13 protein-coding genes are annotated in these 11,648 nt (G+C 36.0%); 9 read left to right on the forward strand and 4 right to left on the reverse strand.

From position 1 onward, the window contains the following. Nucleotides 1-553: 553 nt before the first annotated feature. Complete coding sequence (locus tag JKP73_RS23545) at nt 554-1,003, forward strand: helix-turn-helix domain-containing protein (RefSeq protein ID WP_200411578.1); 450 nt, start codon at nt 554-556, stop codon at nt 1,001-1,003. A gap of 98 nt (nt 1,004-1,101) precedes the next feature. On the opposite strand, the gene JKP73_RS15740 is transcribed toward JKP73_RS23545, so the two are convergent. Both JKP73_RS15740 and JKP73_RS15745 read right to left on the reverse strand, forming a co-directional pair. Then, nucleotides 1,102-1,656, reverse strand: a complete 555-nt coding sequence (locus JKP73_RS15740; protein ID WP_021291965.1) for a GNAT family N-acetyltransferase — start codon at nt 1,654-1,656, stop codon at nt 1,102-1,104. A 139-nt stretch (nt 1,657-1,795) separates the two neighbouring features. Then, the gene (locus tag JKP73_RS15745; protein WP_200411541.1) at nt 1,796-2,680 is read right to left on the reverse strand and encodes a LysR family transcriptional regulator; all 885 of its coding nucleotides are present in this window, start codon (nt 2,678-2,680) and stop codon (nt 1,796-1,798) included. A gap of 125 nt (nt 2,681-2,805) precedes the next feature. Here JKP73_RS15745 and JKP73_RS15750 point away from each other — a divergent pair, with 125 nt between their 5' ends. Next, complete coding sequence (locus JKP73_RS15750; protein ID WP_021291967.1) at nt 2,806-4,029, forward strand: amidohydrolase; 1,224 nt, start codon at nt 2,806-2,808, stop codon at nt 4,027-4,029. Nucleotides 4,030-4,052: 23 nt separating this feature from the next. Beyond that, complete coding sequence (locus tag JKP73_RS15755; protein ID WP_021291968.1) at nt 4,053-5,273, forward strand: amidohydrolase; 1,221 nt, start codon at nt 4,053-4,055, stop codon at nt 5,271-5,273. Between the two features lie 179 nt (nt 5,274-5,452). Here JKP73_RS15755 and JKP73_RS15760 read toward each other — a convergent pair whose 3' ends face one another. Next, the gene (locus tag JKP73_RS15760) at nt 5,453-5,617 is read right to left on the reverse strand and encodes a hypothetical protein (protein WP_200411542.1); all 165 of its coding nucleotides are present in this window, start codon (nt 5,615-5,617) and stop codon (nt 5,453-5,455) included. 471 nt (nt 5,618-6,088) lie between these two features. Between JKP73_RS15760 and JKP73_RS15765 the strand changes: the two genes are divergently transcribed. The 6 genes from JKP73_RS15765 to JKP73_RS15790 all read left to right on the forward strand — a co-directional run bounded on the left by JKP73_RS15765 (nt 6,089) and on the right by JKP73_RS15790 (nt 10,900). Continuing rightward, nucleotides 6,089-7,519: an alanine/glycine:cation symporter family protein gene (locus tag JKP73_RS15765; RefSeq protein WP_188943896.1), complete on the forward strand. Its 1,431-nt coding sequence runs from the start codon at nt 6,089-6,091 to the stop codon at nt 7,517-7,519. 271 nt (nt 7,520-7,790) lie between these two features. Next, nucleotides 7,791-8,075, forward strand: a complete 285-nt coding sequence (locus JKP73_RS15770; protein ID WP_021291971.1) for a hypothetical protein — start codon at nt 7,791-7,793, stop codon at nt 8,073-8,075. Nucleotides 8,076-8,367: 292 nt separating this feature from the next. After that, complete coding sequence (locus tag JKP73_RS15775; protein ID WP_021291972.1) at nt 8,368-8,679, forward strand: hypothetical protein; 312 nt, start codon at nt 8,368-8,370, stop codon at nt 8,677-8,679. Nucleotides 8,680-8,982: 303 nt separating this feature from the next. Continuing rightward, nucleotides 8,983-9,576: a YdeI/OmpD-associated family protein gene (locus JKP73_RS15780; RefSeq protein WP_021291973.1), complete on the forward strand. Its 594-nt coding sequence runs from the start codon at nt 8,983-8,985 to the stop codon at nt 9,574-9,576. A gap of 398 nt (nt 9,577-9,974) precedes the next feature. Next, the gene (locus JKP73_RS15785; RefSeq protein ID WP_232620920.1) at nt 9,975-10,685 is read left to right on the forward strand and encodes a nucleotidyltransferase domain-containing protein; all 711 of its coding nucleotides are present in this window, start codon (nt 9,975-9,977) and stop codon (nt 10,683-10,685) included. 35 nt (nt 10,686-10,720) lie between these two features. Beyond that, nucleotides 10,721-10,900 carry a hypothetical protein gene (locus JKP73_RS15790; protein ID WP_038245740.1) on the forward strand — a complete coding sequence of 60 codons (180 nt, stop codon included), beginning with the start codon at nt 10,721-10,723 and terminating at the stop codon, nt 10,898-10,900. Nucleotides 10,901-11,104: 204 nt separating this feature from the next. Here the strand turns inward: JKP73_RS15790 and JKP73_RS15795 are convergent, their stop codons facing one another. Then, nucleotides 11,105-11,530: a hypothetical protein gene (locus tag JKP73_RS15795; RefSeq protein WP_021291977.1), complete on the reverse strand. Its 426-nt coding sequence runs from the start codon at nt 11,528-11,530 to the stop codon at nt 11,105-11,107. Between the last annotated feature and the right edge of the window lie 118 nt (nt 11,531-11,648).

Here is an 11,648-nt window from a genome sequence, read left to right on the forward strand (position 1 = left end):
AAAGTGGCATTTCACCTTATTTCACACAACATACCATACGATTATGAAATTGCTTCTACTCATTCATAATCACCTAGGCTAATCTCACTATACCATAAAGACCTTGCGAAAAAAATGGAAAAACGTTAGGTCTATTATTCATGCGGAAATTTTGACTTACTCAGGAGGTTTATCCCCCCTGAATAAATCAAGGTAAATAATTCAAATAAATTGTGTAAAACACTTGACTGGAGGTAAGAAAAGTTAGAGGTTAATTGGGTGGTGTGAATATGCCAGTATACTCCTTTGATTATTTTGAATCTTATCTATGCCGAAATATCAACGTTTCTCACTTGGTGGGAAACGTTTTTTAATCACTTAATAAGAAGAGCAACAAATTATCTTCCACGAGTGAGGTTGTTGTTTAAACCACCGCGTTCCTTAGTGAATGCTATATTTCCAAATGCCTGATATGGATAGAGTGCAACCATTCGTTGCATGGATGGTTCTGTTTATTCGCTTTACATTTAGACTATTTTCTACAAAGATAGATGTCAGGGAGGAGTGTTTATCATTGTACTTCAAAGAGCGTTTAAAAAGTGAAAGAGAGTTAAAAGGTTGGTCTCAAAGTGAATTAGCAGACAAGATTCATGTTTCGAGGCAATCTATATCTAAATGGGAAACCGGAAAAAGCTTTCCAAACATTGAGCTGATTATCCAATTAAGTGATTTGTTTGGTATAACGATTGATGATTTTTTAAGGAGTGATGAGAGGTTGGAGAATAAAATTATAGATGATAGTAAAAATTTAGCCTATCCAAATTTAAAAAAGTTATTTGAAGCATTATTGATTCTGGGTGGTTTCTTTATCATGATAAAATGGTTTGTGCTGGGAGTAAATACATATATGGATACCGATATTTATATACATGGTGTTCCCTCCAATGTGTCAAATTATCTGCCGCTTGGTATGGCAACTGTAGGCTGGATTGGCGGAAGTATATTAAGCAAAAAGTATAAATAACAAACAAAGGGCAAGAATCATCTCATCTTGCCCTTTTTACTAATCTTATTTGCAGATATAAAAGGATTCCGTGAGTTAATAACAAAAAAGCCTATACTTTACTCAAATATAGGCGATTTAAGGTGATCTGATCTACGTTTTGAATATAGATTTAGGTCTATATATTTCCCGTCATCTTTCTCATACTGTCTAAGGGTGCCTTCAAACGTAAATTGAAGTTTTTCTATAAGGGAAATGGAATTTAAGTTATCAGGATCTATTTTAGCTTCAATTCGATTAAGATTGATAGATTGAAATGCGAGCTGTAACAATTTACTAATGGCTTCTTTAGCGTAACCTTTCCCCCAAAATTCTTTTGCAAGTTCGTACCCAATTTCTGCTTTGTTGTTTTCTTGATCGATGGAATTAAAGCCACATGTTCCAATAATATGATTTGTAGATAATTCAATTATGGAATAACGTATAGCTTGGTTATCTTTATACAATTGATTCAAGAATTGAATCATTTCTACTGCCTGGTTTTCATCCGTAAAACTACTTATATTCATGAATTTAGTCACTTCTGGATCAGACCATATTCGAAATAGCATGGATGAATCATTAACTGAGATTTTCCTTAAAAGAAGTCTATTGGTCCGTAAAGTTGTAATCAATACTTATTCCTCCAATATAAAATGAATATGGGTTTTAAATATTGATATCCGTGCATGATTCAATCCCTTCTGTTTGTAAGCTAATTTGATTATACAAAGTTCTTGGAGGATAGTAAAATATGAATGTAGCTAGAGCAATTTAATATGCCTTTTTTAATAATTCGACAAAGTTTTCTGCGGCGGCAGATAAGTGATGATTTTTAAGCCAAATTAATCCTATAGATCCTTTTACGTTTGCTTGATCGGAAATCTTATAGATGTGAATCGGGTATCCACTGTGTCGTTTCAACAAAGTTTCTGGAACGATGGAAGCAGAAAATTCAGATGAAATGAGGTCCATTAATAGCGTAATGTCTGAACACTCCCCAATTATATTTGGTTTTCGCTTTGTTTTTGAAAATGCCTCAAGAACTAAATAATGTACGCCCAACCCTTTTGTACTAGGCAGAACAAGCGGAAAATCATGAATCTCTTCAAGACTTACCTCATGGGTATGTTGAAAAGGTTTATGTTTGTTGGATGTAATAAAATAAAATGGTTCTGTATGAAGATGGAGAACGGAAAAGTCATCCAAATCTAATGGTAATCGAATTATTGCTAGCTCAACGATTCGATCCTTTACTAATTGGCAAAGATGAGCCGATTCATTTTGTTGGATCTTATAAGTGACTTTCGGATATCTGCTTCTAAATTGATGTAGTATTTCCGGTAATTCGGCCACTGAAAATGTATTAATGCCAAGTGTTAATCTTCCATTTACGCCATGTCCGACTTCTTTTACATTCACTTTTGCTTCTTCCATTAGCTGTGTCACCTGCAAAGCATACGTATATAAGGCTTTACCAGACTCCGTTAATTCTAAATACCTTCCACTTCTTTCTATTAATTTGCAACCAAGTTCATCTTCCATTGCTTTTAAATGCTGACTTAAAGGTGGTTGAGAAATATGAAGCCTTTCTGCTGCTGCCGATATTTTTCTTTCTTCTACGATCGCGATGAAATAGCGTAATTGCCTTATATCCAAGATGACTCACTCCTTTAATATATGAAAAACTTTAGTAAAATTAAGTTTATTTATATTTTTGATATAAGAAATCTCATGATAGCATAGTTACATAGGAATGAAAAATCAAGAGAAAGGGGATCCACATGCAGCACAAACCATACTGGTTAATAAATGTTCGATTAGAGGTCGGTTACCAATATGATAATGATATCGTCACTGGAACAAATACCGAACAATTTCATATTCGTGTGGAAGATGGAAAGATTGCAGAGATGGTGTTGGCTGATGAACCTATAGAAGATCATCTCCCTAAGCAAGATGCAAAGGGTTGCTTGCTACTTCCGTCATTTCGAGACATGCATATTCATCTTGATAAAACCTTCTATAGTGGACCTTGGAAAGCACCAACGGTTCCAACACAAGGGATTTTTACAAGACTAGAGGAAGAAAAAGAATTGCTTCCAAAAATGCAGCCCTTTGCTGAAGACAGGGCAAAGAAACTTATCGATTTGCTCCTATCTGCAGGGACAACTAACATAAGAACACATTGTAATGTCGGTCCTATAGAAGGGATGAAGAACCTGGAGGCTACTGTACGAACAAAGGAAGCTTATAAAGAAAAGGCTAATCTAGAAATTGTTGCTTTCCCTCAACAGGGCTTGCTACGTAGCGGTTCTTATTCATATATAAGGGAGGCCTTACAAAACGGTGCTTCAATAATAGGTGGAGTTGATCCAGCTTCCATTGATGGGAATATTGAAAAATCCTTACAACAAACGATGGAATTAGCTGTTGAAAATAATAAAGGTATCGATCTTCATTTACATGAACCAGGTCATCTGGGGATATTTACGATGAAACGATTAATCGCTCTTACGGAAGAAGCAGGGTGGCAGGGGAGAGTTAATATCAGTCATGCTTATGCTTTGGCTGACATATCGTGCCAGGAAGCTGAAGAAATGGCAGTATTACTCGCTCACCATGGCATTTCTATTACATCAACGGTTCCTATGGGGAAAACCATTCCAATCCCATTATTGAAGGAAAAAGGAGTAAGCGTATCCCTAGGCGATGATAGTATTATTGACCATTGGTCCCCCTTCGGAAAAGGAGATAGCTTGGCAAAAGCAGGGAGGTTAGCTGAACGTTTTGGTTTAAGTGATGAACGATCTCTTGGACAAGCGTTAGGATATATTACAGGAGGGGTAACATCCTTAGATGAACAAGGGGAGTTCATGTGGCCCCAACCTGGTGATGCTGCTGATTATGTTCTAGTTGATGCCAGCTGTACTGCTGAAGCAGTGGCAAGGCGGTCGCCAAGGAATGCGGTCTTTTTCAAAGGAAAAATCGTAAGCGAAGATAAATAATTTTATATAGGGAGGATGTTTAGATGCATGCTGGTTTTTGGTTAACAAATGTTCGACTAGAGACAGAGTTTCGATTTAGTGCTGGAGATGTGATCGGAACGAAAACGGGCGTATTTCATTTATTTATAAAGGATGGAGAGATTAGCAAGGTATTATCGGCAGACGAGATGCTCACAGATGATGTCCCAAAGAAAGATGGAAAAGGATTTTTAGTATTACCATCTTTCATAGAAAAGCATTGTCATTTAGATAAAACGCTGCTGGGAGAAAACTGGCGTCCTGTCATTCCAACATCCAGTATTTTTGAACGATTTGAAATTGAGAAGCAGGTCCTACCCTCGTTGGAAACATCGACACAATCTCGGGCGGAAAAATTACTTGAAACATATATGCAGTCTGGTGTGACACATGTGCGAACACATGTAGATATTTATCCGGAAGTAGGTCTAAAGAATTTAGAAGCAGTGCAAAAGGCATTACAAGCATATGAAGGAAAGTTATCGTATGAATTGGTTGCCTTTCCTCAACATGGGCTATTACGATCAGAAGCCAAGCATTTAGTTAGGGAAGCTGTTCACAAGGGTGCAACGCTAATAGGTGGAGTTGATCCTGCCACAGTGGATGAGGACATAGAAACATCTTTACAAGAGATGGTGAAGATCGCGGCAGAAGAGAACGTAGGAATCGATCTTCATTTGCATGATCCAGACCATTTAGGAATATTTACAATGAAAAGATTAGCTGCGTTAACAAAGGAAGCTAATTTAGAAGGGAAGGTTGCGATTAGTCATGCCTTTGGACTTGGAGAAATACCTACTTCTCAAATAGAAGAAATGGCCGATCTATTAGCTGATGCGGGCATATCCATTATTACCAGTGTGCCTATTAACCGCAAATTCCCACCAGTTCAACTATTACATGAACATGGCGTAAAAGTTGCTGTTGGCTGTGATAATATTTTTGATGTTTGGTCCCCCTTTGGTAATGGCGATATATTAGAGCGTGCAAGTCGATTAGCAGAAATTTCTAAATGGGTAGATGAACGGTCATTAGCTCAAACACTCTCCTTCATAACAGGAGGTGTGACCCCATTAAACAGGGAGGGTCAACAGGTTTGGCCAAAAGTAGGAGATGAAGCTAGTCTTGTTTTGGTAGACGCGTCCTGTTCAGCAGAAGCTATTGCGAGAAGAGCAAAACGAAAAGCTACAGTATTTAAAGGTGAATTTGTTTCGGGTTCATTCTAATAAGGGGTCGATAGAACAGTAGGAATTACTCCTGTTGTTTGTTTTTTGTTCATATACTAATAAAACCCTAAAAAATGAACTCAGGAGGATTTAGGTGGTCAGAAAACCGCATAAATTATTTTTAAGTAAATTCAATTAAAATAAATATCTTCTATTTCAAGACTATTGGGGTCTTTTAATTATATATCAAGGTCATTTTTCAAAAAGGAAGATTCTTCCCTATCCGTAATTTCAAGTTTATCTTTTATTAGTTCGAGTTCCTTTAATATTACTTTCGTATTTAACCAAGCGGCTATGGATGCAAAAATCGTTATAATTAAAATGATAGTAATAAGAATTTCCAAGATTTCACGCTCCAATCATTTATTAATAATAACATAGTTCCGACTATGTAACAGTAAAACTATATATTTATTCTAATCATCCGATAAATAAATGAGAGCTGATTGTTTGAGTATAGATTTTAGTCCTTTAGAACCTGCATTAGATTATATATGGTGGGGCATATTTAAAATTCTTTTTATCCCTTTTATTTTCGCAATAATAAGTGGTTTGTTCCTAACTTTTGTAAGGGTCCCAAATAAGCTTATCAATCTTATATCGATATTAATTTTCTTGTTTTTATTTGTGAGGATGATCTTGACTTTGGAATGATTTTTAAAAAGAGAAGATAGATTTATTGTGATCTCGATGATGGATCGGGATCTTTTTTATATTGGCAGATAATCTAACCAGTTTGTTGTTAGGATATATACGACATGATAACTTGAAACAGTAATAGTCAGAAAAATGAATAAAAAAGAAGGGGTGGAAGAATGGATCAGATCATGGAGTTTATTGGACAGGTTAACGGTATACTGTCTACATATTTAACAATTCCTGTTTTATTAGGAGCAGGATTATTTTTTACAATCTTTTCGAAGTTTGTTCAGTTTAGGTATATGAAGGAAACATTTCGTGTTTTATTTGAAAAGACACCTGGTGAAAATGGGAAAGAGATTTCTGCTTTTAAATCTTTTTGCATTGGCTCTGCAACTCGAATAGGTACTGGTAATTTAGCAGGGGTGGCTGTGGCAATAACCATGGGTGGTCCTGGAGCAGTATTTTGGATGTGGATTGTTGCACTTGTTGGTGGTGCAACTGCCTTTTTTGAGTGTACGTTAGCTCAAGTGTATAAGATACGTGATGGTAAGGATGCCTTTAGGGGTGGGCCAGCTTACTATATCGAGAAGGGGCTTAAGCAACGGAGGGTAGGAATCGTTTTTGCTATCCTAATCGCTGTTACATTCGGTCTTATTTTTAATTCGGTTCAAAGTAATACAATTGCTGCAGCAGTCAGTTCTACCTTTAATATACCAACATTCGCAGTGGGACTTGGCCTCGTTATTATTTCTGCACTTATTATATTTGGTGGCGTCCATCGCGTAGCTAATTTCTCTAGTGTCGTTGTCCCAATTATGGCAGGGATTTACTGTTTAATCGCTTTTTTAGTTGTGGCAATGAATATTACTGCACTACCTGATATTTTGGCTTTTATTATTTCTAATGCCTTTGGTTTTGAACAGGTTATTGGCGGTGGAATAGGCGCTGCGATTATGCAAGGAGTAAACCGTGGTTTATTTTCCAACGAGGCTGGCATGGGAAGTGCGCCAAATGCAGCAGCCTCTTCGCATGTGTCTCATCCAGTAAAACAAGGGTTTATTCAAGCGGCAGGGGTATTCCTTGATACCCTTGTTGTTTGTACCGCTACAGCGTTTATTATTTTAGTATCGGATCTTGCTGAGTTTGGAAGTGAAGCGGGAATAACGCTGCTTCAGGATTCCTTAACACAGCAAATTGGTAGCTGGGCAAGTGTATTTGTAACATTAGCCATTTTTCTATTTGCATTTAGCTCGATTGCTGGAAGTTATTATTATGGAGAAAAGAATATTGAGTTTATTCGAGAAAATCCTACCGCTATTTTAGTCTATCGCGTAGCTACCTTAGGAATGGTAATGTTTGGTTCGATAGTAAGTCTTAGTCTGGTCTGGGCCCTTGCTGATGTGTTTATGGGATTAATGACAATGATTAATATGTATGCGGTAATACGATTAAGTAAAGTGGTCTACAAGGTTTTCGCAGATTATATGGAACAACGAAAAGCGAACGTTGAACCAGTATTTGAACCAAGGAAGCTTGGCATTGAAGAAGCAGTAACCTGGGAAAGACTCGATTTTGAAAATGTAAAACATAAGAAAGTGGTTTAGTTAAATAAGACCGTTGTGACGATCACGACGGTCTTGTTTTTAATGTGAGGAGATATTGCTTGCAACAAGGTTGTTCAATAAAAATCATGATTAATGTGATATATATGTTATTATGAACCAGAGAATTGTTACATAATTTGGTAATAAGTTCATGTTACTGCGAACCAAGAAGAAAAATGAATCAGATGAACATAGCTATTCTTGCTCCATGTTCAATTAACTATAACATGTGTAGATTTTATAACATCAAGTAGCGTTTGGAGATGGTAAAATGGTATTCGTTGTTGGATATGGAGTTGCATGTATAGCTGCTATGATAGCTTATCTTCTAAGCAGAGATAAGTCTAGAAATAGCAAATATAAGATTTGGGGCATCGCTTTGATGGTGCCTATTTCCGAATCCTTGTCTTTTGCTATTGGGTTAACCTATGCGACCATTGTTAAAAATGGTTGGGCTGGATTGATCATGTGGTATATTTTTTCCATTATCTTTATCATAGGATTGATGATGCTTGCGGTTGGTATTCTCAAAAAAGAGAAAGCAGAAAACCTTTGATTCGGGGACAATATTTTAATATTATTATTTTAAATACTGATCAAGGATGTTCTGAAGAAGCATTGTCATCATGGGGATTTTTTCCTCTGATTAATCCTTTGAGGAGTGTATGAATTTTAAAAGCCATACTACATCTATGTCGGGAGAGAAAACTTTTATCCTAGAATTTGCATGATAGTTATTTAAATTGCATTTTTGCTATGGGTTGGAAGTTTTTTCTTTAATTCATGGACTGGAAAAGCGGTTGATTTCGTTACTTCCTATTATATTTATTTGAGAGGAGAAGCATAGAATGTCTTTATTTATTGGATTCTTATTACCTATTTTTTTGGTAGCTATCTATGTCTTTTTTAAATTTTCCTGGAGTAAAGAATCGAAAGATGAAAGTGGTAAACAAATACTAATGAAGGCAGCTGAGAATGCGATCCCTATTTTCCCGACCGGTTGGTTATTGATGGAATATTATCATCGCTATATTCAAGAAATTTCATTGCAGCTATATAGAGATTATATGGGCATATTAGTTTGCATCACATTTATAGTAATCGGATTCAGTATCGTAGTTTTAAAGCAAAAAAGAAAACAGAATAACAGTACTGGATAACAAACACAGTCGTTGAGGGAGGTCATTAGTTATTTTTCTTATTATGTAGGGCTATCCTGCTGTTAAGGTTCTTAGGGAATACAATTGTTTCTTTCATAAATACTTGTAAGTAGAGTAAGAAAAAGAGTATTTATATTTTTTACTGATTGGCATAGCAATTTTCTTTTTAACTGGTTGGTCACAAAGAGTTAGAGATCAAAACGAATGATGGTTTAAAATCAAAAAAACAGAAAGGGTTTGGAGGGAATTGAAATAATAAATCTTAACTGTTAGCTACAAGAAAAGTAAAAAAGAGGTGCCTTAATGACAAATAGTAGAACAAATCCTAAGGTTGATGAGTATTTAAGTGAGGTTAAAAAATGGCAGGCAGAAACGGAAAAACTGAGAATGATCATTCTCAACTGTGGGCTAACCGAAGATCTGAAGTGGCGTAAACCATGTTATACGTTCCAGAATAGTAACATAGTTATAATACAAGGATTTAAAGACTATTGTGCGCTAATGTTTTTCAAAGGCAGCTTGTTACATGACGCCAAGGGAATTCTAATTAAACCCGGGGAGAATTCGCAGGCGCAACGTCAAATTCGATTTACAGATGTTCGAGAAATAGTTGAGCTGGAACCCGTTTTGAAATCCTATATTCATGAAGCCATTGAGATCGATAAAGCAGGTTTGCAAGTGAATTTTAAACAAAAGAAAGAATTAAAATTTCCTGAAGAACTTCAAAATAAATTCAAAGAATTCCCTGCCCTGAAAAATGCTTTTGAAGAATTGACACCTGGGAGGCAAAGAGCGTACATAATTTATTTCTCACAGGCCAAGCAATCCAAAACGCGAGCATCTAGGATTGAAAAATATATGCAGCAAATTCTCAATAGAAAGGGATTACATGATTAAGTGTGTCAGTGAAAGCATAAATGAATCAGACTTTTCAATGGATCACTTCCTTTCTTTTTTATCATAATTTAATTATAGGGCAATTTACTGAACAATAAGTTACTTAACGAATAGTATGAATAAGGAATATTGCTAAATTAAAATTATTGGACCATTTAATAGATAATAAAAAATACAAAATGGGAGGTTTGAATATGACAGTTGAAAGTGAAAAAGAGGTTGAAGGATTAAAGAGAATCGGAAAAATCGTTGCAGCGACTATAAGGGAGATGAAACGCCAAACATGTGTCGGCATTGACGACTAAAGAATTAGACAAGCTGGATATGGGTTAGACAGAGATGGTTACATTATAAGTGACGTCTCTCTAGACAAAATTGATAATGTCTACTTTCCATGCATTAAAGAGGCTGTTGAGAAACTAGGAAGGGTATTCCCCGATTTACTACATAGTGTCTATGTATATGGCAGCGTTGCAAGAGGCGAAGCTGTGGCGATTAAGTCAGATCTAGACCTTTTAGTTATATTCAATGGTGTGCTGCGAACGGAAGCGTCGATGGAATTAAAGAGCCTTTCTAAAGAGTTGTCTCTACGATATAATTATTTGGTTCGCGAAGTTGGCTTAGCTGTTGCAAACTACGATTACGTGATTAATCCGGAGAATTACTATGAACAAGCATTTCTAAAGGAAATCTGTGTTTGTGTCCACGGAGAAGATCTTCGCGAACGGTTCGGCCCTTACAAACTCACATCTGAAATAGCTGTAAGTTTTAATGGAGATATTCGCGATGTTTTTGCTCGGACTATAAACCGGTTAGAAGTAGCTTCCAACAAGGAATTTAAAACACTTATACAAAACTTTGCTCGTAAGCTCATTCGAACATACTATTCTATGGTGATGGAACGATCTCAGATTTGGACGACACGCCTTCATGAGCAGTCTGAGGTTATTATCAATTACTTGCCACATAAGGAACCTATTATTCACACCTTGCAGAACTGGATAGAAGAGTCACCAACCAACCGAGAACCAGTACTAGAGTTATTTCAGAGCGAGGGCAGCTGGGTTACTGAAAACTTTGAATATGAAGCCCGTATTCCTTATTTATAAAATAAATTGATACTATTTCAAGTTGGAAGGGATAAATGATGAGATTGTTCTTTTTTTTTGCTTTTGCTATTTTCGTTTTAATAGGTTGTCAAGAAGAACAATCTAGTGAAAATGCAGAAGTTGAAGTAACTTTTTATGTTGTTAATGAGGATCAGATTCCGTTGGGGGACGCAGCAATAAGTCTTGTGAGACCAAGCAAGGGGGAAAAGGAATGAATCTAGATCCTACCAATGAGGATGGAAAAACAACAGCAATTTTAATTGTTGGAGAAGATTGGAAGTAGCACAAAAGAGGTGCAAAACAAAGAGTTGATAGTTTCAAAGAGAGAAAATGACTTTACGTTAGTAGTAAAATAATAGTAAAACCTTTTCTATCTCAATGATCAGTGGGGATCATCTTTTTCGATAGTAGTAATAAAATCACTTGTTTATTCTGTTTTTAACAAAATAGATACTAGTCAATATTATTAGCGACAAAATCATTAAACCTATGGTTGGAGCAGCACTTATTTCCTCGTATGGATACGCAGCTTCTCGGATAGCCTTTTTAAATTTACCATTATTTTCTTGAATAGCTATAGCCTTATCTGTGCTAATACCCTCAATAGAATAGTATTTGGTACCTTTTTCATACACATTGGAAAAGTTCCCGGAGTATTGTTCCATATCAGAATACATTGTAACTTCCCCAATCTCTTTATGTATTTGAGTTATGTATTCATCGCTAACTACATAAATCGATCCATCCCACACGACAAATGGATAAGCCCATGATGTTGCGAAGGATGTTATAGTTGGAATCAAAAATGAAAACAATATAATACATGGAATTACATGTTTCCCCATCCTAATAAGCCCCCTTATATTAGAATAGACGTGTATGATTCTGTTACGTTTCACTAACATACTCGCTTTTTTATTGTAAAGACGAGGAAAAAACTAAAAAGCTAAAAGATTAGTTACG

The sequence above is a fragment of the Virgibacillus salexigens genome (genome assembly GCF_014905415.1).
Taxonomy (GTDB): Bacteria; Bacillota; Bacilli; order Bacillales; family Amphibacillaceae; genus Virgibacillus; species Virgibacillus salexigens.

Excerpts from the sequence above, each read along its gene's own strand:
- JKP73_RS15750 (WP_021291967.1), top strand. The coding sequence starts at position 2,806 with ATGCAGCACAAACCATACTGGTTAATAAATGTTCGATTAGAGGTCGGT.
- JKP73_RS15755 (WP_021291968.1), top strand. The coding sequence starts at position 4,053 with ATGCATGCTGGTTTTTGGTTAACAAATGTTCGACTAGAGACAGAGTTT.
- JKP73_RS15765 (WP_188943896.1), top strand. The coding sequence starts at position 6,089 with ATGGATCAGATCATGGAGTTTATTGGACAGGTTAACGGTATACTGTCT.
- JKP73_RS15770 (WP_021291971.1), top strand. The coding sequence starts at position 7,791 with ATGGTATTCGTTGTTGGATATGGAGTTGCATGTATAGCTGCTATGATA.
- JKP73_RS15775 (WP_021291972.1), top strand. The coding sequence starts at position 8,368 with ATGTCTTTATTTATTGGATTCTTATTACCTATTTTTTTGGTAGCTATC.
- JKP73_RS15780 (WP_021291973.1), top strand. The coding sequence starts at position 8,983 with ATGACAAATAGTAGAACAAATCCTAAGGTTGATGAGTATTTAAGTGAG.
- JKP73_RS15790 (WP_038245740.1), top strand. The coding sequence starts at position 10,721 with ATGATGAGATTGTTCTTTTTTTTTGCTTTTGCTATTTTCGTTTTAATA.
- JKP73_RS15795 (WP_021291977.1), bottom strand. The coding sequence starts at position 11,530 with ATGGGGAAACATGTAATTCCATGTATTATATTGTTTTCATTTTTGATT.